Source organism: Micromonospora sp. NPDC007208, assembly GCF_042869175.1.
Lineage (GTDB): Bacteria > Actinomycetota > Actinomycetes > Mycobacteriales > Micromonosporaceae > Micromonospora > Micromonospora foliorum.
The window spans coordinates 555620-582001 of sequence record NZ_JBIAFG010000001.1 but is presented as its reverse complement, the minus strand read 5'-3'; the positions used below and the strand labels follow the sequence as shown (position 1 = coordinate 582001).

The 26382-nt window shown below is 73.4% G+C and carries 26 protein-coding genes and 1 pseudogene; 20 read left to right on the top strand and 7 right to left on the bottom strand.

Features of this window, described 5'->3' with window-relative positions; translation table 11 throughout:
- The first annotated feature begins 148 nt into the window (after positions 1-148).
- Positions 149-1138, top strand: coding sequence for a LacI family DNA-binding transcriptional regulator (locus ACFYL6_RS02440; protein ID WP_387166356.1), 990 nt, complete (start codon positions 149-151; stop codon positions 1136-1138).
- A gap of 91 nt (positions 1139-1229) precedes the next feature.
- Complete coding sequence (locus ACFYL6_RS02435) at positions 1230-1931, top strand: alpha/beta hydrolase (protein WP_387166354.1); 702 nt, start codon at positions 1230-1232, stop codon at positions 1929-1931.
- 207 nt (positions 1932-2138) lie between these two features.
- On the opposite strand, the gene ACFYL6_RS02430 is transcribed toward ACFYL6_RS02435, so the two are convergent.
- Together ACFYL6_RS02430 and ACFYL6_RS02425 are read right to left on the bottom strand one after the other, a co-directional pair.
- Positions 2139-3263 (bottom strand): aromatic acid exporter family protein, encoded by a 1125-nt coding sequence (locus ACFYL6_RS02430; protein WP_387166352.1) that lies wholly within the window; start codon positions 3261-3263, stop codon positions 2139-2141.
- Positions 3264-3918: 655 nt separating this feature from the next.
- Positions 3919-4542 carry a TetR/AcrR family transcriptional regulator gene (locus ACFYL6_RS02425; RefSeq protein WP_387166350.1) on the bottom strand — a complete coding sequence of 208 codons (624 nt, stop codon included), beginning with the start codon at positions 4540-4542 and terminating at the stop codon, positions 3919-3921.
- A gap of 67 nt (positions 4543-4609) precedes the next feature.
- Here ACFYL6_RS02425 and ACFYL6_RS02420 point away from each other — a divergent pair, with 67 nt between their 5' ends.
- The gene (locus ACFYL6_RS02420; protein ID WP_387166348.1) at positions 4610-5773 is read left to right on the top strand and encodes an FAD-dependent oxidoreductase; all 1164 of its coding nucleotides are present in this window, start codon (positions 4610-4612) and stop codon (positions 5771-5773) included.
- Here the strand turns inward: ACFYL6_RS02420 and ACFYL6_RS02415 are convergent.
- On the bottom strand, positions 5743-6210 hold the full coding sequence (locus ACFYL6_RS02415) for an NUDIX domain-containing protein (RefSeq protein WP_387166346.1): 468 nt from the start codon (positions 6208-6210) through the stop codon (positions 5743-5745). The genes ACFYL6_RS02420 and ACFYL6_RS02415 overlap by 31 nt on opposite strands.
- Positions 6211-6380: 170 nt before the next feature.
- On the opposite strand from ACFYL6_RS02415, the gene ACFYL6_RS02410 reads away from it, so the two are divergent.
- From ACFYL6_RS02410 to ACFYL6_RS02330, 17 genes and pseudogenes are all read left to right on the top strand, one after another.
- Positions 6381-7163 (top strand): LppM family (lipo)protein, encoded by a 783-nt coding sequence (locus ACFYL6_RS02410; protein WP_387166344.1) that lies wholly within the window; start codon positions 6381-6383, stop codon positions 7161-7163.
- Between the two features lie 144 nt (positions 7164-7307).
- Positions 7308-7652: a hypothetical protein gene (locus ACFYL6_RS02405; protein WP_196923244.1), complete on the top strand. Its 345-nt coding sequence runs from the start codon at positions 7308-7310 to the stop codon at positions 7650-7652.
- Positions 7653-7663: 11 nt separating this feature from the next.
- Positions 7664-8272, top strand: coding sequence for a glycine zipper family protein (locus ACFYL6_RS02400; RefSeq protein WP_387166342.1), 609 nt, complete (start codon positions 7664-7666; stop codon positions 8270-8272).
- A complete protein-coding gene (locus tag ACFYL6_RS02395) occupies positions 8269-8967 on the top strand; it encodes a carboxypeptidase-like regulatory domain-containing protein (RefSeq protein WP_387166340.1) in 699 nt (232 codons plus the stop codon). Before ACFYL6_RS02400 ends, ACFYL6_RS02395 begins: the two co-directional genes overlap by 4 nt.
- A 23-nt stretch (positions 8968-8990) precedes the next feature.
- On the top strand, positions 8991-10241 hold the full coding sequence (locus ACFYL6_RS02390) for a phage tail sheath family protein (protein WP_387166338.1): 1251 nt from the start codon (positions 8991-8993) through the stop codon (positions 10239-10241).
- Between the two features lies 1 nt (position 10242).
- Positions 10243-10724: pseudogene (locus tag ACFYL6_RS02385) on the top strand (phage tail protein).
- The gene (locus tag ACFYL6_RS02380; protein WP_387166336.1) at positions 10699-12138 is read left to right on the top strand and encodes a hypothetical protein; all 1440 of its coding nucleotides are present in this window, start codon (positions 10699-10701) and stop codon (positions 12136-12138) included. The pseudogene ACFYL6_RS02385 and the gene ACFYL6_RS02380 overlap by 26 nt, the downstream one beginning before the upstream one ends.
- Positions 12138-13010: a hypothetical protein gene (locus ACFYL6_RS02375; RefSeq protein ID WP_387166334.1), complete on the top strand. Its 873-nt coding sequence runs from the start codon at positions 12138-12140 to the stop codon at positions 13008-13010. Before ACFYL6_RS02380 ends, ACFYL6_RS02375 begins: the two co-directional genes overlap by 1 nt.
- On the top strand, positions 13007-14599 hold the full coding sequence (locus tag ACFYL6_RS02370; RefSeq protein ID WP_387166332.1) for a contractile injection system protein, VgrG/Pvc8 family: 1593 nt from the start codon (positions 13007-13009) through the stop codon (positions 14597-14599). The genes ACFYL6_RS02375 and ACFYL6_RS02370 overlap by 4 nt, the downstream gene beginning before the upstream one ends.
- On the top strand, positions 14599-14937 hold the full coding sequence (locus ACFYL6_RS02365) for a hypothetical protein (RefSeq protein ID WP_112623928.1): 339 nt from the start codon (positions 14599-14601) through the stop codon (positions 14935-14937). The genes ACFYL6_RS02370 and ACFYL6_RS02365 overlap by 1 nt, the downstream gene beginning before the upstream one ends.
- On the top strand, positions 14934-15368 hold the full coding sequence (locus tag ACFYL6_RS02360; RefSeq protein ID WP_124823053.1) for a GPW/gp25 family protein: 435 nt from the start codon (positions 14934-14936) through the stop codon (positions 15366-15368). Before ACFYL6_RS02365 ends, ACFYL6_RS02360 begins: the two co-directional genes overlap by 4 nt.
- Positions 15365-18034, top strand: coding sequence for a putative baseplate assembly protein (locus ACFYL6_RS02355; RefSeq protein ID WP_387166329.1), 2670 nt, complete (start codon positions 15365-15367; stop codon positions 18032-18034). The genes ACFYL6_RS02360 and ACFYL6_RS02355 overlap by 4 nt, the downstream gene beginning before the upstream one ends.
- Entirely contained in the window at positions 18015-18530 is a 516-nt protein-coding gene (locus ACFYL6_RS02350; RefSeq protein ID WP_387166327.1) for a phage tail protein, read from the top strand. Before ACFYL6_RS02355 ends, ACFYL6_RS02350 begins: the two co-directional genes overlap by 20 nt.
- A complete protein-coding gene (locus tag ACFYL6_RS02345; protein ID WP_387166325.1) occupies positions 18527-19456 on the top strand; it encodes a hypothetical protein in 930 nt (309 codons plus the stop codon). The genes ACFYL6_RS02350 and ACFYL6_RS02345 overlap by 4 nt, the downstream gene beginning before the upstream one ends.
- Entirely contained in the window at positions 19453-19914 is a 462-nt protein-coding gene (locus tag ACFYL6_RS02340) for a hypothetical protein (RefSeq protein ID WP_387166323.1), read from the top strand. The genes ACFYL6_RS02345 and ACFYL6_RS02340 overlap by 4 nt, the downstream gene beginning before the upstream one ends.
- A gap of 30 nt (positions 19915-19944) precedes the next feature.
- On the top strand, positions 19945-20700 hold the full coding sequence (locus ACFYL6_RS02335) for a hypothetical protein (protein ID WP_387166321.1): 756 nt from the start codon (positions 19945-19947) through the stop codon (positions 20698-20700).
- Between the two features lie 50 nt (positions 20701-20750).
- The gene (locus ACFYL6_RS02330; protein WP_387166319.1) at positions 20751-22970 is read left to right on the top strand and encodes a hypothetical protein; all 2220 of its coding nucleotides are present in this window, start codon (positions 20751-20753) and stop codon (positions 22968-22970) included.
- 21 nt (positions 22971-22991) lie between these two features.
- Here the strand turns inward: ACFYL6_RS02330 and ACFYL6_RS02325 are convergent, their stop codons facing one another.
- From ACFYL6_RS02325 to ACFYL6_RS02310, 4 genes are read right to left on the bottom strand one after another with little or no spacing between them, the layout of a single operon-like run.
- Positions 22992-23837 carry a PmoA family protein gene (locus ACFYL6_RS02325; protein ID WP_387166317.1) on the bottom strand — a complete coding sequence of 282 codons (846 nt, stop codon included), beginning with the start codon at positions 23835-23837 and terminating at the stop codon, positions 22992-22994.
- A complete protein-coding gene (locus ACFYL6_RS02320) occupies positions 23834-24514 on the bottom strand; it encodes a hypothetical protein (RefSeq protein ID WP_387166315.1) in 681 nt (226 codons plus the stop codon). Before ACFYL6_RS02320 ends, ACFYL6_RS02325 begins: the two co-directional genes overlap by 4 nt.
- Positions 24498-25397, bottom strand: coding sequence for a carbohydrate ABC transporter permease (locus ACFYL6_RS02315; protein WP_387166837.1), 900 nt, complete (start codon positions 25395-25397; stop codon positions 24498-24500). The genes ACFYL6_RS02320 and ACFYL6_RS02315 overlap by 17 nt, the downstream gene beginning before the upstream one ends.
- Positions 25397-26380: a carbohydrate ABC transporter permease gene (locus ACFYL6_RS02310; RefSeq protein WP_387166313.1), complete on the bottom strand. Its 984-nt coding sequence runs from the start codon at positions 26378-26380 to the stop codon at positions 25397-25399. The genes ACFYL6_RS02315 and ACFYL6_RS02310 overlap by 1 nt, the downstream gene beginning before the upstream one ends.
- Between the last annotated feature and the right edge of the window lie 2 nt (positions 26381-26382).

Here is a 26382-nt window from a genome sequence, read left to right as displayed (position 1 = left end):
TCTTTCTCGGGGTGATCTCCTGGCACGATCGCACACCTGAGAGCGCTACCACCACAACCGGCAACCGCCCCTTACCGCTGCTGGTCCGGCCGGGGCATGATGTGAGCAGGCGTTGGTCCGACCAGACGGGCCGCCGCAGGAGGCGACGATGACGACAGCGGCACACCGACCGGCCACCCTCGAGGACGTGGCCCGGATCGCCGGGGTGTCCCGGTCCACGGCGTCGCGGGTGATCGCCGGCACGGGCTTCGCCTCGCCTGCCGCCCGGAAACAGGTCACGGCAGCAGTCGACCAGCTCGGCTACGTGCCCAACCCGGCCGCACGGGCGCTGGTCCGCGGCGGCGGCGTACGCCTGGTCGTGGCCGTTCTGGGCACCAGCGCCGCGGTGCTGGACGACCCGTACGTGCACCAGGTGGTCGGCGCGGCCGCCCGGGTGTGCACGCCCGCCGGTGTCGGGGTGGCGCTGTACTGGCTGCCGTTCGGCGACCCCCGCAGCCTCGACCAACTCGACGGGGACCGCAGCGTGTGCGGGGTGATCCTGGTCAACACCACCGAGGAGCTGCTGGAGGCGGTGCCCCGGTCGCTCCGCGGTCGGGTGGTCTCGATCGGCGTCGGCTCACCGACCGTGCCCTCGTTCGACGTCGACAACGCCGCCGGCTCAGAAGCGGTGCTGCGCCACCTGTACGCCTCGGGTCGCCGCCGGATCGCCATGGTGACCGGCCCCCGGTGGCTGCCCTGCGCGCAACGCCCGGTGCAGACGTACCGCCGACTCATGGCCGAGGCCGGCCTACCGGAGCGGATACTGCCCGGGGACTTCAGGGCGGCGCGCGGCCGAACGGCGGCGGGCGAGGCGCTGCGCCGCTGGCCGGACATCGACGCGATCTACGCGATCAGCGACGACACCGCGCTCGGGGTGATCGCGGGCCTGCGGGACGCCGGCGCGCGGGTGCCCGGCGACGTCGCGGTGGCCGGCTTCGACGACATTCCGTTGGCCGGGATGACCGCCCCGGCGCTGACCACCGCGAGTCATCCGGTGGGGCGGATCGCCGGCGCCGCGGCCACCGCTCTGCTGGACGGACGCCCGGCGGCTCCGGTGACCCTCTTCCCGTCCGCCCTGGTGGCGCGGGCCAGCGCCTGAGTCGACGCTCGGCTGAGAACGGTGACGGTTAACCCCGCACGGGCCGGGTAACCGCGTCGGACCTTTCGTCCACCACGAGGAGCGCCGACCCGTGTCCGACTCCGCGCCGTCGCACTGGGACTCGCCGCCGAGCCCTCGGGACGGCCGGTTGACCGCCCGCCGCCACCCGCCGGTGGCGCCGGGCCGCACCGGGCTCGTGCCGATGGCCGGCCCCGACGGTGACCGGGTGGCCCTCGGGTACGCCCCGGAGCCGGCGGCCGACGGTTCGGCGTACCGGTTGGTGCTGCTCCTGCACGGTGCGGGCGGCTCGGCCCGACAGGGCCTGGACCTGCTGTTGCCGGTCGCGGACGCGCAGCACCTGCTGCTGGTCGCCCCGGACTCGTCGGCGGCCAGTTGGGACCTGATCGCCGGCGGCTTCGGGGCGGACGTGGGACGCATCGATGGACTGTTGGCGACCGTCTTCGACACCTACCCGGTGTCCGACGTGACGGTCGGCGGCTTCTCCGACGGCGCCTCGTACGCGCTGTCACTGGGCCTGGCGAACGGGGACCTGATCGACGCGGTGCTGGCCTTCTCCCCCGGTTTCGCCGCGCCACCGGTCACCCACGGCCGACCACGGATCTTCATCTCGCACGGCGTCGACGACCGGGTGCTGCCCATCGACATGTGCAGCCGCCGCCTCGTCCCCCGCCTGCACGACCTCGGCTACGACGTGACCTACGAGGAGTTCCCCGGCGGCCACGACATCCCGGCCCCGATCCGCGATTCCGCCACCACCTGGCTAACCACCTAACCCGCCCCGCCCCGCCCCGCCCCGCCTCGCCTCGCCTCGCCTCGCCTCGCCTCGCCTCGCCTCGCCTCGCCTCGCCTCGCCTCGCCTCGCCCGGTCGATCATGGAGTTGTGGTGGGCAATTGATGCCGAAGAGTGGCTTACGAGAGGCACCACCAGTCCTTGATCGACCCGGAGCGTCGGTGAATGGCGGCTCTGACCGGCCGGGCGTCAGACCGGGGGGAGGCCGAGGGCGTCGTCGACGCGGGCGAGGACGGCGGCGTCGTCCTCCGGGTTGACGCCCCGCAGTAGATCGATGGCCGTGGCCCGGACCTGACCGATAATCATCGCCAGGGGGAGGGTCTGTGTGGAGCCGAAGAGCTGCCCGGCGGCGTGCACCGCGGCCAACGCCGACTCGTCGGCCCCGGTGGCGTGCCGGTCGGCGGTCTCCTCCTGCCCGTCCAGGTCGGCGGCCAGAGCGGCACCGGCCTGCCGGACCGCCTCGGCCAGCGACCGCAGGGCGGCACCCAGCTCGGCCGGGGCCGGCGCGTGCAGTCGGCTGAGGGTCACGCCCGCACGGGCCAGCACCCGGACGTTACGGACGGCGTAGTCGATCTGCCGGATCGACTCGTCCACCGATCGCAGCCGACCGATGTGCTGACGTCGACGGACATTGAGCCGCAACGCCTCACCGGCGGCCAGCACCCCGTCGCGCAGCCCGTCCACCCGGGCGTCCATCCCCCGGGCCTGTTTCAGCGCGGCGACCGCCGCCGGCTCGTCGCGGTGGTCCAACGCGTCGGCGATGCCGCCCAGCAGCCCGGCCAACTCGTCGAAGGTCCGCCGCACCTCGGCGACCAGCGGGGCCAGCGGGTGCCGGGCGTCGACCAGCAGGCTGGCCGCGAGCGCGACCACGCCGCCGACCAGCGCGTCGACGAAGCGGAACGGCACCAACGACCCGTCCGGCGGTGCGACCACCACCAGGTAGAGCGCGGAGACCGCCGCCTGCACCAACGTCACGCCGGTGGCACCGAAGGCCACCGCGAGGAGGACGGTGAGCAGGATGACGGTGAAGACCGTCCAGGTGCTGCCCGGGCCGAGCGCCTGCACCACCAGATCCGCGACGAGCACCCCGGCGGCGACCCCGAGGACGACCTCGACGGCTCGGCGGATGCGCTGCCCCCGGGCCTGACCGAGAACGATCAGCGCGGCGGCCGGCGCGAAGAAGGGCTGCGGGTGTCCGAGCAACCGGGTGGCCAGCAGCCAGGCCACGGTTGCCGCGACGGTCGCCTCCAGCACCGGCCGCCAGCCGCGCCGCAACCGCCCGCCGGCCGTCCGCAGGCCGCTGAACCCCACCATCGCCCAACCTCTCCCACCCACGCCGGCAGCCCCGCCCCGGTCCGACACCACACCACCAGCTCACCGCACCACGCCGCCGCCGCACGACACCACACCACGCCACACCGCCACCACTGCACGGCATCCCACCGCACCATCACTGCACGGCACCACACCGAACCGCCGCCGGCTCACGGCGGCAGACCACCAACGCCCGACACCACGCCGCTGGCTCACCGCAGCACGCCGTCCACTCCCCCTTTCGAGCTGATGCCGTAGACGAATCAGGCTCGATGTCGTAAACGGTTCAGCTTCAAAGGGCCGGCCCACGGCACCACGCCGGCGGGCGCACGGCACCCCGAGGCGATCGTCTCTCATCACGCGTCGGACCTGATCACCGGGCTGCTCCGCGCCCCACCCGGGTGCCACCGTGCCGACGGGCCCGCGCGCCCGACGTACCCGCCAGACCCGCACGCCATCAGGCCCGCCCAGGGCCAGGCCCGCAGGCCGTCAGGCCAGCGCGAAGCCCGCACGCCGCCAGGCCCGCACACGGCAAGGCCCGCACACGGCAAGGCCCGCACACGGCAAGGCCCGCACACGGCCAGGCAGGGCCCGCACGCCACCAGGCCCGGACACGGCCAGGCCCGCACAAGGCCAGGTTCGCGCGGCGGTCGGGTCAGGTTCCGGTGAGGGCGCGCAGCAGCGTACGGACGGCGGCGCTCAGGTCGGCGCGGCTGGCGGGGGTGCCGGGCTGTGGGGCGCTGAGCGCGCCCGCGCCGGCCAGTCGGTCGAAGAGCAGCCCGTCCACGAACGCGACGAACTGGTCGCCCTGCCGGTCGGGGTCGGTGGCCCCGGCCCGGGTCAGCAGGTCCCGGGCCTGCACCCGCAGGCCGGTGCCGTGCTGCAGGATGCCACGCAGCTCGGGCCGGTGCACCGCCTCCAGCAGGCAGGCGTAGCGGGTGAGGCTCCGGCTGCGTCCGACGCTCAACCACCGGTCGAGCACCTCGGCGACGCCGGCGGCGAGCGCGTCGAGGTCGTCGCTGTCGAGCCGGGGGGCGGGGGTCGGCGGGCCGGTCGGCAGGTCGTACGCGGCCAGGTCGGCCCGGTCCCTCTCGGCGAGCCGTCCCACCACGGCCTCGATCAGCGCCTGACGGGTCCGCAGGTACGCGGAGGTGGTGCCCGGCGGCAGTCCGGCGCGGCCGTCGACCGCCCGGTGGGTCAGGGCTCGCATGCCACCGTCGGCGATCAGTTCGATGGCCGCGTCGGTCAGCGTCGCGATCCGGTTCGCCCGCGCCGTCATGGCAGTCCTCCCTCGTGGTGGTCCGGAGGTAGTATCACTCTTCTACAGATGTAGAAGGAGGGTCGACATGGACGACTCACACGCGGTGGTGGTGGGCGCCGGCATCGGCGGTTTGAGTGCGGCGCTCGCCCTGCACCGGCACGGGTGGCGGGTCACCGTGCTGGAGCGCGCCCCCGAGATGCGCGAGGTCGGTGCCGGCCTGAGCCTGATGGCCAACGCGGTGCGCGGGGTGGACGCCCTCGGCCTCGGCCCGGCCCTGCGCCAGGGTGGACACGGTGAGGCACCCGGCGGGATCCGCAACCGGCACGGGCGGTGGCTGTCCCGGGTGGACGCCTCGGAGATGATCCGCCAGCTGGGCACCACGGCGCTCGGCGTGCACCGGGCCACGCTGCACCGCACCCTGCGCGAGGCCCTGCCCGCCTCGTCCCTGCACACCAACGCCACGGTGGAGCACGTCGAGTCCGGCCCGGACCACGCCGAGGTGCGCTATCAGGGGCCCGACGGCGTGCACACCATCGCCGCCGATCTGGTGGTCGGCGCCGACGGCCTGCGCAGCCGGGTCCGCGCCCAGCTCTGGCCGCAACACCCCGGCCCGGTGTACGCGGGATCGACGACGTGGCGGGCGGCCATCGCGTTTCCCGATCCGATCCCGGCCGCCATCACCTGGGGGCCGGGAGCCGAGTTCGGCATGGTGCCGATCGGGGACGGCCAGCTCTACTGGTACGGGGCGCTGAACGCCCCGCCCGGCGGCCACGCCCCCGACGAGTTGGCGGCCGTGCGGGAGCGCTTCGGCGACTGGCACGACCCCATCCCGGCGCTTCTCGCGGCGACCCCACCCGACGTCGTGCTGCGCAACGACATCCACTACCTGGCCGAGCCGCTGCCCTCGTACGTGCACGGACGGGTGGCGTTGCTCGGCGACGCCGCCCACCCGATGACACCCAACCTCGGGCAGGGCGCGGGGCAGGCCATCGAGGACGCGGTGGTGCTCGGCGCGGTCTGCGCCGGCGGCGCGGAGGAGGTGCCGGCCGCCCTGGCCGCGTACGACGCGCAGCGTCGACCACGCAGTCAGTCCGTTGCCCGGGCCTCCTACGTCGCTGGGCGGTTCGGACAGCAGCTGCAGAACCCGGTCGCCTTCGCGATGCGGACCATCGCGTTGCGGCTCACTCCGGGCCGGCTGGCCCTGCGCAGCATGGCCCGCTACGCGGACTGGCGACCCCCAGCGGGCTGAGCCGGCTCCGCGGGCATCCGACCGGTGGCCAGGGCGGTGTACTCCGGTGAGGCGAGGAACTCGGTCAACACCTCCACGGTGCCCGGCGTCCAGGGACGACCGTCGAGCACCTCGGCACCGGGGACGAAGAGCATCGCCGCACCCTCGCCGAGCACCACGTCCTCCTGTCGGGCCCGGGTGCTGCCGAGGAAGTAGTGCTTCACCCGGGCCAGCTCGGGCAGCGTCTGCACGGCGACCGGGTGCAGTGGCCCGTCGGCCCGCAGCCCGGTCTCCTCCCACAGCTCCCGCTCGGCGGTCTGCTCCGGCGTCTCCCCCGGCTCGCCGTGGCCGCCGGGCAACCCCCACACGTTCGGGTGGTGCGGCGCGTCGCCGTCGCGCAGTTGCAACAGCAGCTGCCCATCGGGATCCACCAGCAGGACGCACGCGACAATTCTCATCCGACCAGCCTACGGCCGACGACAAACCGTCGTGGCCCCAAAGCTCCAGAATAGTCATTCGGGTCGTCGTCGGAGCTAATCAAAGGCGACAGTGCGCCGGTACAATCGGCGACTTCGTTGTGACCGATCGCTGACTGCTGATGATGAAAGCGATCACACACACTGAGCCCATGAACAGGAGAGTCAACCGCGGTAGGGCACTCCGCGTCGCGGTGTGCCTCCTCCTTCTCGCCGCGCTGAGCGGCTGCATGCAACTCAACATGGGTCTGACCGTCAACGCCGACGACACGGTCGACGGGCAGCTCCTGCTGACGGCCCAGAAGTCGGTGCTGACCGCCCGGAACAAGAACATCCCGCTGGCCTTCGCGGAGTTGCGGCAGAACATCCCCGCCCTACCGGCGGGCGAGGAGACCCTTTACCAGGACGCCACTTTCTACGGCTCGCAGATCAGTTACCGCAAGGCGCCGCTGGCCGGTTTCGACACCGAGAGCGTGAAACTGGTCAGGGACGGCGACCTGTACCGCTTCACTCTGCCGCTCGATCCCAAGAAATATGGCGGAAAGGTTGCGGAGCAGAATCCGCAAAACCAACAGGCGTTCCTCAAGCTCATGTCGTTCGAGATCTCGGTGACATTTCCCGGCCGGGTGATCGACAGTAATGGGACCGTCAACGGCCGTTCGGTCAGTTGGAAGGTCGATCCCAACCAGGAGAAGCCGGCCGAACTGCGGGCCGTGGCCGAGGCGCCACCTCGACCGTCCTCCTCGCCGGCCGCCGCCGGCGAGGAGGACGACGGCGGGTTCCCCTGGCTGCTGGTCGTCGGCGGTGTCCTCCTGCTGCTGGTGCTCGCCGCGGTGGGCGTACTCCTGGTGCGCCGCCGTCATCCCGCGGCGCCGGCTGCGCCCGGTCCGACCCCGCCGCCGGGCCCGCCCGCCGGCGCCCCGGGGCCCGGCTGATCCATCTGGTGGCCGGCTCAGCCGGCCACGCCCGGCCCCGGCCGCCCCCGACACGACGGCGACCGGCCCCGGTGCCCCCCGCGGGGCACCGGACCTCACCACCACCACATCCCGGTCGCACCATCGCAGAAAAGGGGGATCGTCATGAACGATCTCTTCACCTGGGCAGCCCTGGGGACGATCGCCGGCGCGAGCGCCGCCACCCTGCTGGCCACCAACGTCATCGGCGGGCTGATCGGCCCGAGCGGCGACAAACTCCGCAAGTGGATCGCCATCGCCATCGCGCTGCTGCTGTCCTACCTGACAGCGGCGTTCGCCGACGACGCCGGCGGCGAGAAGTGGGTCATCGCGTTCTTCAACGCGCTTGTCATCTTCTCCGCCGCGCTCGGCGTCAACCAGTTCCCGCCCGGCAACCGGCAGGCGACCCAGCCGTCGCCGACCCAGGTTGCGCAGGGTCGTGAGCCCCGAGTCTTCCGTTCCTGGGTCTGAGGGGTGTCGTCATGGTCTTCGGAATTCTCAGCGCGGCCATCCAGGTCGGCTTCGGCGCCCTGCTCGGCTTCCTCGCCGGTGGCCCGATCGGGCTGCTGATCGGCGCCGTCGTGGGCCTGGTGGTCGGCGCGGTCTTCGGCTGGTCGGTGGCCTCCGCCGGGGTGTACGCCTCGGACGCCCGCGGCATCTTCCTCTTCGTCGTCGACCACACCTGGAGTCTGCTCAACACGCTCGTCGGCGCCATCTACCTGACCGTGCACCTGGTCTTCGGGCACTCACTGGACCGGCCCACGTCGCTGGGCAGCGGTCGGGTCAGTGTGGTGGAGGGGGTCTCACCCCGGTACGCCACCACCATCGGCACCGTCTGCGCCGGGTCCAGCTCGGGCATCCAACGGCACGAGGACGTGCACATCTTCCAGGGTCGCCTGCTCGGGCCGCTCTACATTCCCCTCGTCCTGGCCAACTACGTCCTGTTCACCATCGCGCCGGTGTGGCTGCTCTACCACGACCACACCAACGCCCCGATCAACCGCTTCACCCGGTACTTCGAGATCGGCGTCTATCCGCACGTCTGGAACGAGGCCATCGCGTACCGGATCCAGGGGACGCCGCCGCGATGAGCACCCACGGGCGCGGACCGATCGAGACCGCCACCGCCGAGCTGGTCGCGTGGGTGACCAGCGCCGCGGGGGAACCCGTCCCGGTCGGGCCGCCCCGTGCCTGCGACGACGCCGACGGGCTCACCCTCTGGCCGATGGAGCTACGCCCGGCCCGGCAGACCCGCTCCAGCGGCGCGGTCCGCGAACCGTACCGGTTCACGGTCCGCCACCTGCTCTGCGTGACCGGTCCGGCCGGGTTGCCCCGGCTGGACCGGGTGCTCACCGCCGCGACCAGCGACGGTAGTTACCCGGTCGTGCTGGAGGCCGGCGACGCGCCACTGTGGACGGCGTTCGGGACGGCGCCCCGGCCGGCGCTGCTGATCGACGTGGCGGCGCAGGTGGACCACCCGACTCCGGCCGCGCCGCCGGTGCTGCAACCACTGCGGCTGCGGCAACTCGACGTGCGCAGCCTCAGTGGACGGGTGGTCGGCCCTCAGGACCAGCCACTGGCCGCGATGCGGGTCGAACTGCCCGGCACCGGGTCCGCCACCCGCACCGACCCGCAGGGCCGGTTCCTGATCGTCGGCGTCCCGCACGACCCCGAGCACCCGAGCCCGGTCCGGCTGCGGCTGACCGGACGCGGGCTCGTCCTCACCGCCGACGTCGACCCCGCCGAGGACGACATCGTCATCGTCTGCGCGCCACCGACCCACTGACACCCACAGGCACAGGAGGATCGATGCCCAGTTACTTCTCCCCCGGCATCTATGTCGAGGAGGTCCCCAGCGGCGCCCGACCGATCGGGCCGGCGAGCACCAGCATCGCCGCCTTCGTCGGCGTCGCCCCGGACCGCTCCGCCCACCTGGGCAAGGCGGTGCCGGTCAACAACTGGACGGAGTTCCTGCGGCTCTTCGCCGGTGGGGAGCGGGTGGAGAGCACCCCGCTGGCCCGGGCGGTCTTCGGCTTCCTGGACAACGGTGGCGCCCGCTGCTGGGTGGTAAACGTCGGCGAGGGTGGCGCGATCACCGGCTCCGGGCAGCGGCGCGGCGGCCTGCAACTGCTGGAGGCCGTCGACGAGATCTCCATCATCGCCGCGCCCGGTTTCCACGACGTGGTGTCCCACGAGGCGCTGCTCAGCATGGCCGAACGCACCCGCACCATGGTCGCGATCTGCGACCCGGCGCCGGACATCGACGACATCTCCGCGTTGACCCGGGTCGCCACGCCGTCCTCCGGCAAACCCCCCAAGCCCGCCGAGGGTACGGGCGGCGGTCCCGGCGGCGGCCCGGCCCAACCGGGCGGCTCCGGCGGCCACGAGGGTGCCGCCTACCGGCCGCGACAGTCCGAGTTCGGGGCGTTCTACTACCCCTGGCTGCGGGTCCGCGACCCGATCAGCGGCGAGTTGGAACTCACCCCGCCGAGCGGGCACCTGGCTGGCATCTGGGCCCGCACCGACGCCCTGCGCGGCGTGCACAAGGCCCCGGCCAATGAACCCGTGCGCGGCGCCGTCGACCTGGGCTACCTGGTCACCCGACCGGAACACGACGTGCTCAACCCCAAGGGCGTCAACGTGATCCGCTACTTCGCCGGCGAGGGCATCCGCGTCTGGGGCGCCCGTACGCTCGCCGCCGAGGCCAGCGAGTGGCGCTACCTCAACGTCCGGCGCCTCAGCATCGCCATCGAGCAGGCCATCGCCAACGGCACCCGGTGGATGGTGTTCGAGCCCAACGACTTCACCCTCTGGCGCTCGATCCGGCGCGACATCGGGGCGTTCCTCACCCGGGTGTGGCGCGACGGCGCGCTGCTGGGGCGCAGCCCCGAGGAGGCGTTCTTCGTCAAGTGCGACGAGGAGACCAACCCGCCGGACGTCCGCGACGCCGGCATGGTGATCGCCCACATCGGCATCGCGGTCGTCAAGCCCGCCGAATTCGTGGTGTTCAAGCTGAGCCAGTGGGCCGGCGGCACCGAGACCGAGACGATCGGAGGCTGACATGCCCACCACCGCCACCCCGCAACCCGGCGCCCCGGTCGACCCGTACCGGGCGTACAACTTCCGACTGCTCATCAACGGCGTCACCAACGGCCACTTCACCGAGATGACCGGGCTGGAGGTCAACATCCCCGGGCAGCCGTACCGCGAGCACGGCCTGGGTCGGATGCGGATGGTGCCCGGTCAGGCCGAGTACGAGCCGGTGACGCTGCACTTCGGCCTCACCGCCTCCCGCGAGCTGTGGGACTGGGTGAACGCCACCGCCCAGGGCACCCTCAACCGGCGCAACGTCTCCTGGTGCTGCTCGACTCGGTCGGGACGGCCGAGGTGCTGCGCTGGAACCTGATCGACTGCTGGCCCACCCGGTGGCGCGGGATGCACCTCAACACCCTCAGCCACGAGATCGCCATCGCCTCGCTGACCCTGCGCTACGAGGGCCTGGAGCTGGAGACCGGCGGTGCCACCGCGCCGACACCCGCGTAGCTGGCTGGCCGTCCGGCTGCGCTCGGCGGCCGGGGCGGTGCAGCGCCTCGCCGGGCGGGTCGAGCCCGCCGGCCACCTTCCGCCGCCGTCGGAGACGCCCACGGCGACACCACGCCGTTTCGGGGAACCTCCACAGCACTGGCTGGACCTGGTCGCCGCCCACGCGCCCGGCCTGCTCCACGACCTCGACCTGGACCCGTCCCCGACCGGCACCGCCGAGGCCGGAGCCCGGGACGGCGGACGGGACCAGCCAACGGGTCGGGTCGACGCCGATGGCGCGAACCCCGGCGCAAGCGCCAGGCTCGGCAGGTTCGACAACGCGGTCGACGTGGGCCGTTCCGTCCGGGTGAGCGGCGCGGACGGGCGCGGTCCCGGCGCGAGCGGGGACCGGGGGCCGACGAGGTCGCGTGCCGAGAGCCGGACCGGCAGGTCGGGCCGCCCGTCGCGGGCCGGTGAGCGGCCCGACGGTACCGGGACCGGTGCCGCCGGCCCACCCGGCGGCGGGGTGCCTTCGTCCGGTTCGGACGGGACGACCCCGTCGTCCGGATCCACCTGGCCGGACACGTCGACCCCGCCAGCCGGTCCGACCTGGCCGGCGGGACCGGGCGCGGCCACGCCTCCGGTACGGCGGGCGACCCGAGGCGACACCGCGGCCCGAGGCGACACCGTGGCCCGACGCGACACCGCGGCCCTCGACGCGAGCGGGTTGCCCCGGTCGGATGGCTCCCGGCAGCCGGTCCGCTCCATGGTCTTCGGGCCGCACACATCGCCGAGCGGTCGCGCGCACCGGTCGGAGGCCGAAGCCATCCGAACCACGCCGCACCCACCCCGGGACGCACAGTCGCTCGGCGAGGTCGACCACGGCCCCGGGCGTCCCCCGGGCTCGTCCCCCGTACGACCCACCGCCGGCCGGCTCTCCGGTGGCCGCGACGGGTTCCCGGACGGCTCGGCTGACGATTCGCCCCCGCCTGGAGCGGACCAGCGCGGGTACCCGGCCGGCCGGAGCGACAGCACGGCACGGGCGTCGCAGGTGGACGCGGCGTCGTACGGGCGTCCGGCCGGGCCGACAGTGGGTGAGTTCGACGCATCCTGGACCGGCACGACGGCGACGAGCGCCCGGAACCCGTCGACTTCTGCGCGTGGGGACCTGGCTCGCGTCGCGGACGGTGGGCCCTGGCTGGCCCTGCCCGGCGAGCCCGCACAACCCGGACATCCGAACGCGCTTCGCGGCACCGGAACGGGAGCGGCCGGCGGCGGACGAGTGCCGGGCCTCGACGGGCCACCCGACGTGGCCGTGAGGGTCGTCGACCCGTGGCCGGCGCTGCCCGACGACACCGCACTGTGGTCGGTCGCCGGCGCGGCGCTGGACACCGTCCAGCTGACCCGGCTGGACCGGGAACAGGCGGGCGACTGATGGAGCGCGTCGCCTTCCTCATCGACTCTTCAGGCGTTCGGGTGGACTGCCTGCTCAACCCGGAGACCGTGCAGGTGACCCGGCTCGCCGGCGTACGCCAACGGGGTGCCGGCGGTGGGCAGCTCACCGGGTCCGGCCTGGCCGACGACCCGCTGGTCTTCACCGGCGGCGGCCGTACCGAGCTGGTGCTCGACCTGCTCTTCGACGTCGACTTCGTGGAGGCGCAACTGCGTCCGGCCGACGTCCGGGTGCTCACCCGGCCGTTGTGGATGCTGGCGGAGAACTCCACCGCCGAGCACGGTTGGCTGCGACCGCCGCTGGTCCGGTTGGTCTGGGGCAAGACCTGGAACGTGCCCGGTGTGATCATCGCGGTGGCGGAACGGTTCGACGCGTTCACCGGCACCGGGTCGCCGCGACGGTCCTGGCTGCGGCTGAAGCTGGTCCGCGCCGCCGAGACGGCCGATCAGGCCGAGGCCGGCTTCGCCGAGGAGTTGGCCGCCGCGAGCACCCCGACCGCCGCGCCGGGCAGCGCGGTGATCGCCGCCGGTGACGGCGCGGCCGAGCCGGGTCGCTCCGGTGTGCGCTTCGACCTGCTGGCCAACGACGCGCTCGGCTCACCGCTGCGCTGGCGGCTGCTGGCCGAACACAACCGGATCACCGATCCCCTCGCCGTGCCGGCCGGCACCACCCTGGCCGTCCCACCGACCGTCGGTACCGGCTCGGTGACCGGGCTGGCGCGGGCGGTGGCCGGCGCGGTGGGCGCGGGAGCGTCGTACGTGGGCGGCTCGATCGCCGGCACGTCGTGGGACGCGGCGACCGGCCCGACCGGCGCGGCTCCGAGCGGGTCCGGCAACCCCGGAGGTACGCCGTGACCAGCATCGCGCCCCGGGCGTTGGTCGTCCTGCTCGACGGCGTCGAGCTGGTCGGCGCGGCCCGGCAGCGGGTCCGCTCGCTGCGGGTGGCGGCCCGGCTCGACCAGCCCACCCAGGCCGAGCTGGTGCTGGCCACCACCGCCGGGACCGGCGCTTTCGACCCGGCGGTACGCCCCGGCACGGCGCTCGACGTACGGCTCACCGACCACGCGGACGCCCTGTTCAGCGGGGAGGTCACCTGCGTGGAGGTGGAGTACGCCGCCGACGGGGCGGCGGTGCTGCGGCTGCGGGCGTACGACCCGCTGCACCGGCTGCGCAAGCGGCAGGGGTTGCGGGTCTTCACCTCGGTGACCGCCGTCGAGCTGGCCCGGGAGCTGTGCGGCGCGGTGGGGTTGGCGGTGACCGCCGAGGTCGACGGTCCTCGGTTAGAGCGGCTGCTCCAGCACCGGCACAGCGATCTGGAGCTGCTGCGCGAGGTGGCCGGCCGGGCCGGGCTGCACCTGGCCGCCGACGGTGAAGGGGTCCGGCTGGTCACCCTCGCCGGCTACGGGGAGCCGGTCGCGTTGACGCTCGGCGCGGGCGTGCACACCCTGCGGCTGTCCACCAACACCGACCAGGCCAGCGGTGCCAGCGCGGCCCTGGGCTGGCACCCGCAGCGGGCCGAGGCGATCAGCCAACAGGTCGACGAGGCGCGCTGCGGCCGGCCCGCCGCCGACCGCCCGGACCCGGCCGACGTGGGTGCCGACGGCGTTCGCACCGCCGTGGACCAGCCCGGCCGCAGCGACGACGAGTTGACCGCGCTGGCCCAGGCCCGCCTAGACACCCGGGCGGCGGCGCTGGTCACGGCCGAGGGGGTGGCCGAGGGCGATCCGGCGCTACGGCCGGGCCGGCGGATCGCCCTGAACGGTGTGCCCGACCCGGTCGCCGGGGCGTACGTGCTGACCGAGGTGGTGCACACAGTGGACGGCGATGGGCACCTGACCCGCTTCTCCACCGTGCCACCGGCCACCCCGACCACCCCGACCGGCGGCGCGGTGGTCACCCTCGGCACCGTCACCGACGTCGCCGACCCGGACGGGCTGGGACGGGTCCGGTTGACCCTGCCGGCGTACGGGGACCTGGACGCCGGCTGGCTCGCCGTGCTCTGCCCCGGTGCCGGGCCGGGCAAGGGTCTGGTGGCGCTCCCCGATCCGGGCGACACCGTGCTGGTGGTGCTGCCCGGCGGCGAGCCGGCCTCGGGCATCGTGCTGGGTTCGCTGTTCGGCGCCGTCGAGCCGTACGACGCGGGCATCGACGACGGAAAGGCCCGCCGCTGGACGATGCGCACGGCCGGCGGGCAGTCGATCGTCGTCGACGACGTACGGCGCAGCCTGCGGCTGGGCACCGAGGGCGGCAGCTTCCTGGAGTTGACCCCCGACCTGGCCACCCTGCACGCCGCGTCCGACCTGGTGATCTCCGCACCCGGCCGGGCCATGGTGGTGCGCGCCCGCAGCGTGGACTTCCTGCACGCCGACTCGACCGAGGACCCGACCACCGCGGCGGAGCAGGCCCGTTCGCTCGCCCGCGCCCACCACCAAGGAGGCGGCTGATGCGCTGGATCCACCGTGACTCCGTGATCACCTGCGATCACGACGGCCGGGTCGAGAACCGACCCTCGCGGCAGTGGGTGACCGTCACCGGGGTGCCCGTGCTCGTCGACGACGACCCGGAGGGACGCACAATCGTGGCCTGCCCGAACTACGGCCCGACCATCAAGCCGTGCACGACGACGCTGACCGTCCGGGTCGGCTACAGCGACTGGGTCCGCGTCGACGGGCACCGGGTGGTGCTGTCGCACCTGGAGGGGTTCACCAACGGCACACCGCCGGGGCTGGTCAAGCACACGGTGCGCGACCCCCGCCAGCAGTTCCTGGGGGCGGACCGATGAGGGCCTTCCGCTTCGTCGGCGCCGGCTTCGACGCCGGCCGTACCGGCGGGTTGGCGCTCACCGCGGCCGGCGGGCTGGCGATGACCGAGGGCGACGAGAGCGTACGGCAGGCGCTGTTCCTGCTCCTGTCGACCACTCCGGGCGAGCGTCTGATGCGACCCGGGTACGGCTCCCGGCTGCACCGGTTGGTCTTCGCGCCCAACGACGACACCACTGCCGGTCTGGCCATCCACTACGTCCGGCAGGCCATCGCCCGGTGGGAGCCCCGGGTCGAGGTGATCGACGTGGACGCCGGGCCGGACCCGGACGACGCGTGGCGGTTGGTGATCCGGTTGGACTACCGGGTGCGGGCCAGCCTGACACCTGGGCAACTGGTCTTCTCCGTGGACCTGCTCCCGGCCGACGAGCCCGCCCAGGGAGGCCCCTCATGACGCTGCCCGTGCCGCACCTGGACGATCGCGGCTTCCTCGACCTGGTCACCGAGGCCCGGGAACGGATCCGACAGTCCTGCCCGGCGTGGACCGACCTGTCGGCGCACGACCCCGGCATGGCGCTGGTGGAGACGTTCGCGCACCTCACCGAGGTGATGATCTACCGGTTGAACCAATTGCCGGAGAAGGCGTACGTCTCGTTCCTGAACCTGCTCGGGGTCACCCGGCACGCGCCGACCGCGGCCTGGGCGGACGTCCGGTTCACCCGAACCGGCACCGACCGCGTCGCGGTCCGGATCCCGGCCGGGCTGCGGGTCGCGGCAGCCCGGGGCGCGGACCCCCGGCCGGTCGTGTTCGTCACCACCGAGCCGACGCTGCTGCCCGCCGACGAGACGTCGGTGACGGTACGGATGCACCACTGCGAACCGGTCGAGGCGGAGTTGCTCGGGGTGGGCACCGGCCAGCCGGGGCAGGTGCTGCGCGCGGCGCACGCCCCGCTGACGCACACCGCCGAGGCGCTGGACCTGCTGCTCGGGGTGGAGGTGCCGGCCGGCACGGTCGAGTTGGGCGCGGCCGCCCGTGAGTACGACGGTCGCACGTTCGAGATCTGGCAGCCGGTGGACAGCTTCGCCGGACTCGGCCCGCAGGCCAAGGCGTACCTGGTCGACCGCTGCTCGGGCACTGTCACCTTCGCCCCGGCCCTCGACCTGCGGCCCCCCGCCGGGGCGACCCCGCCCGGTGAGCCCGCGCCGGTCGGGTCAACCCCGGTGACCGTCGCGGCCGTGCCGCCGGCCGGACGGCAGATCCGGCTCTGGTACCGCGCCGGTGGCGGGCCCACCGGCAACGTGGCGGCGGGCACGCTGACCAGCCTGCGCGACCCCCTACCCGGGGTACGCGTGGACAACCCCGCCCCGGCCGCCGGCGGCCGGGAGATGGAGGCGCTGGAGTCGGTGCTGCTGCGCGGCCCGTACGAGTTCTTCGCCCAGCAGCGGGCGGTCACCGCCCGCGACTTCGAGGTCCTCGCGACCAGCTCCGGCGCGGTGGCGCGGGCGCGGGCGTTCACCCGCGCGGCGGTGTACAGCTTCGCCCGGCCGGGCGAGGTCGAGGTGGTGCTGGTGCCGTACGTACCGGAGGCGGCCCGTCCGGGCGGTCGGCTGCCGGTGGCGGTGCTGCGCGAGCACGAGGTGCCCGAGGCGCGCCACCGGGTCGAGGCGGACCTGGAGGAACGCCGGATGGTCGGCATCCGCTCCCGGGCCACCTGGGCGCGGTTCAAGGCGGTGTCGGTGCGGGCCCGGGTGGTGGTCCGCCGCGAGGAGGACGTGGACGCGGTCCGGCGCCGCATCCACGACCGGCTGCACCAGACGCTGAGCCCGCTGCCCACCGCGCTCAACCCGACCGGCTGGCCGTTCGGCGAGCCACTGCGGGCCTCCAACGTGTACCGGCTGCTGGAGCACGCGGAGCCGGGGGTGCGCTACGTCGAGTCGGTGCGGTTCGTGGTCGACGAGGCCCCCGACGCCGACGTCCGCGCCCTCGCCGTCGACCAGTACCAGCCGCGCACCTGGTACGCCGGACGCGGCCCGGTGCTGTTCCGTTCCAGCAACGGCGGCGCGGGTTGGGAACCGGCCGGTCGCTTCGACGACGAGACGGTGCTGCGGGTGGCGCCCGCGCCCGCGCCGGTACGGCCCGGCATCGTCGCGCGTCCCGGCTCGGTGGCCGTGGTGACGCTGCGGGCCTCGGGCGGCTCCCGGGTGCACCTGAGCACCGACCTGGGTGAGACGTGGTCACTGCTCACCGACCTGGACGCGCGGATCTCCGACGTGGCCTGGCTGGACCGCGACGGCGCGGGCGCGCTGCTGGTGGCCACCGACACCGGCCTGTACGAGGTGTCGCTGCTGCCCGGGGCGGTGCCGTTGCAGATCCTGGTCGACCCGTCCGACGCCGACCGGGGCTTCTACGCGGTGCGCACGTTCGTCTCGGAACGGGGCGCGCCGGGCGTCGCGGTGGCCGCGCAGGCCAGCTTCGGGGTGTATTTGTCGACCAGCGGTGGCCGACCGGGCAGCTTCACCCACGTCGGTCTGGCGAACGTGGACAACCGGGTGCTCGCCGTGCAGTACGACGGCCCGGCCACCCTGCTGTGGAGCGGCGCCGGCGAACCGGACCCGAGGAAGCCCGGTCAGGGCTGCCACCGCACGCGGCTGTTCGAGTCCGACGTGAAGTGGCAGTCGATGCAGGCCGGGTGGATCGGCGGCACCTGCCGGGACCTCGCGTTCGCCGGTCAGCAGGCGGTGGCGGCCACGCAGAGCGGCGGGGTGCTGCGGTTGGACACCCTGGCCGCCCAGCCGCAGTGGCAGACGGTGTCCGTCAACTGCGGGTTGCCGTTGCGGGACCGGACCCGGTTCGTGCCGGTCGACGCCATCGCGGTGAGCGGCCCGACGGCCGGCAGCGCGACGGCGGGGGGCGCGGCACCCGGCGGCACCGGCGCGGCGGAGCGGCTGATCCTGGCCAGCGGCGAACGTGGCGTGCACCGCAGCGCCGACGCCGTCACCTGGACGCCCAGCGCCAACCAGGCCACCGCCGACGTGGTGACCGTTCCGGATACCTGGCTGCTCTGCTCCGGCGAGCACGACATCGAGGTGGTGCGCCAGGATGCGACGCTCGGCGATTGAACGGCTGCTGCCCGCCGCCTACCAGCGGGCCTGCGTGCCGGGCAGCGTGCTCTGGGCGCTGCTGGACGTGATGGAGGGGCTGCACGCCCCGGACGAGGCGATCCTCGCCGAGGTGGACGCGCTGTTCGACCCGTACCGGGCGCCGGACGGGCTGGTCGTGCGGTTGACCCGCTGGGTGGCGATGGACCACGTGGTGGCCTCGCCGCGGCCGGACGCCCCGCTGCCGCTGCCGGTGGGTCGGCTGCGCGACCTGGTGGCCAACGCCGCACTGCTGGCCCGTTGGCGCGGCACCCCGTACGGAATGCGTAGAGCTCTGGAACTGGCCACCGGGATGTCGGGCTTCGCCATCGACGAGCCGGCCGAGCGGGCCTTCCACGTCGTGGTGCGGGTGCCGACCGCCGCCGCCGGTCAGCTCGCCGTGATCACCCGCATCGTCGAGGCGGAGAAACCCGCCTCGGCCACCGTCGAGATCGTCCTGGAAGAGGAGTCGTCATGACCACCGAGTGGGCGGTCGTCGCCGCCGCCGAGCAGTTCACCCTCGACCCGCGCAACAGCGGCGAGCTGACCTTCACCGTCTCCAACCCGGGCAACGCGCCGGACACTGTGGTGTTCGACGTGGCGCCCGGTGACGGCTCGCAGCGGGCGTGGTTCACCGTCGCCGAGCCCCAGCGGGTGGTACCCGGCCAGGGATCGGTGTCGTTCCTGGTCAAACTCGCCGTGCCGGCCGGCACCCCGCCCCGGCGCTACGACATGACCGGGTTCGCGTACTCGGCGAACACCGCGCCGGAGGAGAGTTCCCGCTCCAGCGGCCGGGTCACGTACGAGGTGCGGGCGGTCGCGCCGCCACGGCGTACCCCGTGGTTGTGGATCGCCGCCGCCGCGGCGTTGGTGCTGGTGGTGGTCGCCGTGGGGGTGGTGTTGCTGACCCGCGACGGCGAGCCGGCCCCCGGCGAGCCGCGGGTGGTCACCGTCGAGGCGGAGAGCCTGGTGGAGGGCGCGGTGATCAAGTCGCCGCAGAACAGCAAGGCGGCCGTGGGCGCGCAGCCCAACTGCTGTGAGGTGACCTGGTCGGAGAACAAGCAGTTGTTCTTCACGGGGCTGGCGATCGGCGACCAGGTCACCGTGACGGTGCAGATCCCGGCCGACGGCACCTGGCGGTTCGCCACGGTTCGCACCACGGCCCCCGACTACGCCAACACCGTCTTCACCATCGACGGCAACCAGATCGGCGGCACGTTCCTCGGCTTCACCCCGACCGTGCGGAAGACGGAACTCCTGGACGTCGGCACGGTCCGGCTGGCCAAGGGGGCGCACCGGGTCACGCTGCTGGTGGTCGGCAAGACGCAGGGCACCAACTCCTACTTCGCCGGGGTGGACACGTTCCGGTTCACCGAGGTCGTGGCGCAGGCCGTGGCGCGATGAGTGGTCGGCAGAAGGCGCTGCTGGGGCTGTTCGCCGTCCTGCTGGTGGCGCTGTTCGTGGTCGCGGTCGGCGTGGGCCGCGACGACCAGGGTGATCCGGGGGCCCGGCACGGGTTCGTCGACCGGTTGGGCGCGCTGGGCGGCGAACGGTCCGCGGTGGATCCGGCGACGGTCAGCGCCGACTGCGCCGACGAGGCGGGCCGGTTGGCGTTCTCCGGCAGCTGCTCGGTGCGGGTCGCGGACCCCGGCGGGCTGCGCACCCTGGTGCTGCGCAGCACGGCCCGGTTCACGGTGGTCGCCCCGGCGCCCGGCGACGCCGACCTCACCATCCGCGACGAGGTCGAGCCGGCGACGGACGGGACCGGCGCGGTGGCGAAGATCGCCGTCGACCAGGCCACCGAGGTGGGCCTGGTCTGCCCCGGCCTGGGCGGCTGCACCGTCGTCGTGGCCACGTCCTGACCCGATCCGGACCGAGAGGAAGGTGCCGCCGTGGGTGACCTGCGCAAGCCGTTCCTGCTGATGGCCATGCTCGCGATCGTCCTGGCGGTCGGGGTGGAGCTCGGTGCCGGGCTGCTGCTCGGCGGCGCCGACGCGGGTGCGGCCCTCGCGGACAGCGCCGGCGCGCTGGACGTGGAGATCGACGACGTGTCCGGGGTCAGCGAACCGTCCGGTCGGGGCACCGGCTACCTGGCGTTGATCGACGCGGTGGCGGTCTGGAGCACCGGGCTGTTCTGCCTGGGTCTACTGCTGCCCGAGCGCGTGCAGGGTCGGGTGCAGGGTGTGGCCAGCCTGATCTTCTCGATCATCCTGATCATCATCGGGCTGGTCGCGCTTGTCGTCGCGTTCGTGGAGCTGTCCATCATGGTGTCGCTCTTCCTGGCCGTCCCGTTCGGCACCCTGGCGTACCTGGCGCTGTGGGGGTTCTTCCCGGTCGGCGAGGCGGCCGTTCTGCTGGGGCTGGTGCTGCTGCTCAAGCTGGTGTGGGCCGGGATGCTGGTGCTGGCCCAACCGCGCTTCCTGCAGAACAAGGGCCTCGTCCTGCTCATCCTCACCACCCTGCTGTGCACGGTGGTGCTGGAGTTCCTGCACAACCTGGTGCCGGTGATCCTGGTCAGCATCGTCGACGACGTGGCGGCGCTGGTGTTCGCGATCATCGCGATCATCTGGGGGCTGGTGCTGTTGATCGGCTCCATCCCGGCGATCGTCAAGGCCATCCGAGTCACCGCCGCGCTACCGACCCGTTGACGTTTGCGGTATCGGCAGCGCCCGGGTGGATTGTCTGTGACCCTGACGGCGTGGACAGGACGCCCGGGCGCGACGCCGTGGAACTGCGCGTGCACGGCATCTCCGGAGTTACCGCCGAACGGATCCTCGACCACCCGATCGTGACCCGGGTCGCCGGGAACAGCCACGCGGGCTTCTTCCGCCCCCGGCCGGGCAGCGGCACCGCCGGCGGGGCCACCGACGGAGTCGCCGTCGAGGCGTACCGCTGGGGTTCGCTGACCGCCGGCGCGGCGGTACGGACGGCCTCGATGTTGCTGCTGCTGCCCTTCATGCTGAGCAACCTGGCGATCTGGCTCCGGCCGCCCGGGCACGACCGGTGGGGGCTGCTCGGCGTGCTGTGCCGGTTGCTCGCCGGCACCCTCACCGCCACGTTCATGCTGGCGGCGGTGGGCGTCACGCTGGACCTGGTCGGCTGGCAGTGTGTGCCGTACCCGGGGTGCCGGGCCAGCCGCCCCTACCTCGCCTGGCTGCATGTCCTCCCGACCGGGCCCCGACTGGCCCTGCTGTCGCTCGTACCCCTGCTGGCGCTGCGGGTCGTCTGGGCCATCGGCACCCGGTCGGCGCGGGCCTTCGAGGGGTTCGGCCCGTCGTCGAAGCGACCGCCGCGAGGCCGGAACGCAAGCCTCGCCGACGCCGGCTTCTGGCAGGACGAGCAGACCACCGGCTGGCTGCGAGAGCTCCACGTGGTGCTCGGCATCGGGACGCTGAACGTCGCCCTGCTCGCCGGCATCACACCGGGCGGCGTGGGCGCACCCGGTCACGACGTGCTGTTCGGGATCGCCGCCGGGCTGCTCATCGTCGCGGTGATCCTGCTCGCCCTGCCCGTGCCGGCCAACCCGGCGAGGGCCCGACGGCTCCTGCGCCCCCTCTGGGCGGCCACCGTGGTGGTGACCGTGTGCTGCCTCGGCGCGGCCACGCTCGCGGACCCGACACCGGTCGGCCTGGGCAAGCTGCCCGGGTACGAGGGCGCTGCCGCCGGGGTGGTCGCCACGCAGGGCGTCCTGCTGGTCGCGCTCACCGTCGTCACGTACATGCGTCAGCGTGCCGCCCGCGACGGCGAGCGCCCCGTCCTGCGCGGGCTCGGCACCCCGATCGTGGCGGCGGCGGCGGTGAGCATCGGCGCCGCCTTCACCGCGACCCTGGTCTACCGAGTCGCGGACACCCTCGACCACGGCGACATCCCCGATCCGATCCGGCCCAACCCGCCGATGATCGGCCCACTGGAACCGCCGGTGGCCTACTGGTGGGCGGCGCTCGCCGGGCTCGCCGCGCTGCTGATCGGCGCGGCGGTCACCTCGGTCACCCTCCTGCTGAGCCGGCGGCGGCGCCGGAGGCTGGCGGCGCGGATCATCGAACGGGACTACCCGGACGTGTCGGCGCAGGACGCGCACCGGCTACGCCTGGTCCGGGAGACCATCGCCCGGTCCCGGATCGTCGAGGAGTTGGGCCCGGTGCTGATCGCGTTCCTGTTGATCGCGTCGCTCGGGCTGGCCACCGTCGCCTTCGACCTGATCGGGATCGGTCCCACCCAGCTCGCGGACCGCCTGGGCGGGCACGGTGGCGGCGCCGGCGTGATCGCCGCCTACGTCACCGACGCCGGCGTCTGGGTGATCAGCCTGCTGGTGCTCAGCCTCATGGTCCTCGGTTTCCGCGCGTACCGGTCGGCCCAGACCCGGCGGGTGGTTGCGGTGCTGTGGGACCTCGGCACGTTCTGGCCCCGAACGGTCCACCCGTTCGCACCGCCCTGCTACGCCGCCCGCGCCGTTCCGGAGTTGGCGAAACGGGTCACCGGGCTGACCGCGCGGGGACCGGTGGTCATCTCCGGACACAGCCACGGGTCGGTGCTCGCCGCCGCCACCGTCCTGCAACTACCGCCGTCGGTGCTGGCCCGGGTCTCGCTGTTGACCTACGGCTCACCGCTGCAACGCACCTACGCGCGGCTCTACCCGGCGTACCTCGGGCCGCGGACACTGCGCGACCTGGGCGGGCGGATCGGGTGGCGGTGGCGCAACCTGTGGCGCGACACCGACCCGATCGGCGGCCCGATCTTCCCTCCGGGCCCGGACGGCCCACCACCCGGCGTCGACATCGACACTCGACTGCGTGACCCCCGCAGCCTGACCATCGACCCGGCAGACACCGTGCCACCGCCGATCGAGGGCCACTGGCCGTACCACACCCAGGCCGAGTACCAGATGGCAATCCGTGAGCTGACCGACCGGTCCGGCTGACCCCCTGGGCCCGCGCCGGCCTCACGGCACCGCCGCGACCAGGGCGGCCACCCCGCCCCGGTCGAGAGTCCCGTCGGCCACCCACACCCGGTACCGGCCGTGCCTGCTCCCACCGGCCGGCACCACCGCTGGACGGTCGAACGCGAACGCCACACAGACCCCCGGATACATCCCGGTCCGCACGAACCACCGGTCGTCTCGGCCGAGGCCCGTGAAGACCAGGGTGTACGCCCCGCCGCCCGACCGGACGCCGGTCAGCGCGAGCCACGGCGCCGCACTGCCGTTGACCGTCTCCTCACCGACCGCGTCGGCGGTGAACACCGCCGGTTCGCCGTCGGCGGCGGCCCGCCAGAAGAACCCGCCGTACCCGGCCCCGCCCGGGCGGCCGTTGGTGGCCGGGCTGCCCAGCCGGACCTCCCGGTCGTCCGGGGCGACGAGGACGGACTCCACCTCGAGCCGCCAGGTGTCCGGCGCGACGACCGACGCGTCGAGCCACCTCCGCTCGGTCAGCAGCACCCGGCCGGCCCGGTCGCGCCACTCAAGATCGTGCGCGTACCGGCCCGGGGACCGTTCGACCTCGCCGGTGTGCGCGATGACGCCGTGGTCGTTCCGCCAGGTGTAGCCGACGTCGCGGACGTAGGTGCGCCCGCCCCAGAGGTTGCTGCCGTCGACGTCCTGCACCGCGAGGGACGCGCCGAGGTGCCACACGTGGTCGGCGGGGAGCGCGTCGGTGACCACCGTTCCGCCGAGGGTGCGGACCGGGTGCAGGTACGGTCGGGGCCCGTGCCGCGGGTCCAGCGCCGGGGCGAGCAGGTACTCGGCCACCTCCGTGGCCCCGACCGTCAGCCGCACCGGCTCCTCACTCACGACAGCTCCCGGCGGCCGACGACGGCGGTCGAGACCGGCCGGCGAGCGGTGCGGTCGGCCGTGACCGGCCGGCGGGCGGCGACGGCGTGCAGGGCGGCCACGGTGTAGCCGGCGAGGATCGGCACCGCGACCGGGGTGACCAGGACGGTGAGCAGCCCGGCCAGCGCGACGACCCCGGTGAGCGCGGCCCAGCGGGTGGGCGCGTCGAGGCAGGCGCGGGCGGCGGACCGGGCCGAGGCCCGCCACCGCCCGCCCCCGTTGCCGCCCACCTCGACGACGACCAGCCCGGCGTACCCGGCCAGGCCGGCTGCGATCAGCGCCGTCACCAGCAGCGCCGCCGGACCGCCCGGCACCCGGCCGGTGGCCAGCGCGGCCAGGTCGGCGGCGAGCAGCACGGCACCGGCGAGCGCGAGCAGGCTGACCGGCAACCCGGGCAGCACCGAGCGGCCGAACCGGCGCAGGGTCGTACGCGCCGACGGCCAGCTGCCGGTACGCGTCCAGTCGTGCACCGCCGCGCTGGCCGTGCCCGCCGCCGCGGCGGCGGTGAGCAGGGGCACCGCCGCGAGGGTCAGCAGGATGCCGAGCAGCGCGAGGTCGGCGGCGTCGCGGGCGACGTCGCGCCAGTCCCGCCGCCCGCCGGTGTCGACGGTGTCGGCCGGTTCAGCCCTTGATGCCACTGGTGTTGATCCCCTCGACGAGCATCCGCTGGAACGCGACGAAGAACAGGAAGACCGGCAGCAGCGACAGCACCGACATGGCGAACATCGGGCCGACCGCGCTCTGGCTGGTCGAGTCGATGAACAGGGTCAGCGCGACCGGAACGGTGTAGTCCTCCAGTTGGGACAGGAAGACCAGTTGGCGGAAGAAGTCGTTCCAGGTCCAGATGAACGAGAAGATCGCCGTGGTGACCAGCGCCGGGCGGCTCAGCGGCAGGATGATGTGCCGGAAGATCCCGAACGGGCCGGCGCCGTCGATACGGGCCGCCTCGTCCAGCTCCCGGGGGACGCCGCGCATGAACTGCACCATGAGGAAGACGAAGAACGCCTCGGTGGCCAGGAACTGCGGGATGAGCAGCGGCAGGTACGGCCATTCGCCGCCGACCAGCCCGAGCGTGCGGAACAGGATGTACTGCGGAACGATCAGCACGTGCTGGGGCAGCAGCAGTGTGCCGATCATGACGGCGAACCACATGCCGCGCAGCCGGAACCGCAGCCGGGCGAAGGCGTACGCGGCCAGCAGGCAGGAGAGCCCGTTGCCGATGACGGTGAGCAGGCTGACCATGGCGCTGTTGAGGAAGAACCGGCCGAAGCTGACGTCGAAGTTGGACCACCCGGCGGTGTAGTTGCCCGGGGTGAACCGCTCGGGCAGCAGCCCGACGTTGTTGACGATCTCCTCCTGGGACTTCAGCGAGGTGCCCACCATCCAGATCAGTGGGTAGAGCACCACGGCGACGATCGCCACCAGGATCAGCAGCCGCAGCACGGGCCGTCCGCCGGGCCGTCGGCGCGCGGTCGGCGGCGCTGCGGTCGGCGCTGGGGTCGTCGGGGTCACCGTCACCATCACCGGTCCTCCCCGTCGGAGTAGTGCACCCAGAACCGTCCGGTGCTGAAGAAGATCGCGGTGATGACCGCGATGGCGAGCAGGAACACCCAGGCCATCGCCGAGGCGTAGCCCATGTTGAGGTCGGTGAAGCCGGTGATGTAGAGGTTCAGCGTGTACATCAGGGTGGAGTCGACCGGGCCGCCGGTGCCGTTGCTGAGCACGAAGGCGGCGGTGAAGCCCTGGAAACCGTTGATGGTCTCCAGCACCAGGTTGAAGAAGATGACCGGGGAGAGCATCGGCAGGGTGACGTTGCGGAACTGGCGGAAACGGTTGGCCCCGTCGACCGACGCGGCCTCGTACAGCTCGGTGGGCACCTGCTTGAGCCCGGCCAGGAAGATCACCATCGGCGCGCCGAACTGCCAGATGGCCAGCACCATCAACGTTTCGAGGGCCCAGTCGGGGTCGTTGACCCACGGTTTGCCGGTGATGCCGAAGAGGCTCAGCAGCGAGTTGAACGCGCCGTCGCGGTTGAACATGTTGACCCAGACGATGGCCAGCGCGACGCTGCCGCCGAGCAGGGACGGCAGGTAGAACAGCCCGCGGAACAGCCCGACGCCGCGCCAGGCGCGGTTGAGCAGCAGCGCCACGCCGAGCGCCGCGGCCAGTTTCAGCGGTACGGCGATCAGCGCGAAGGTCAGGGTGACCCGCACCGCGTGCCAGTACGACGGGTCGGCGGTGAACATTCGCTCGTAGTTGGCCAGGCCCACCCACTCCACCTCGGAGAAGGGGGTGAGGATGTCGTAGTTGGTGAAGCTCAGGTAGAGCGACAGCAGCATGGGGATTGCCGTGATACCCATCAGGCCGATGAGCCACGGCGACAGGAAGACGTACCCCGCCAGACCTTCGCTGTTCCGGAAGCGTCCGGGCCCACGCCTCTCGGCGTGGGCCCGGTCGGATCCGGGGCCGCGTCGGGTCGGGTCGGGCGCCGTGGTCAACGCCACGA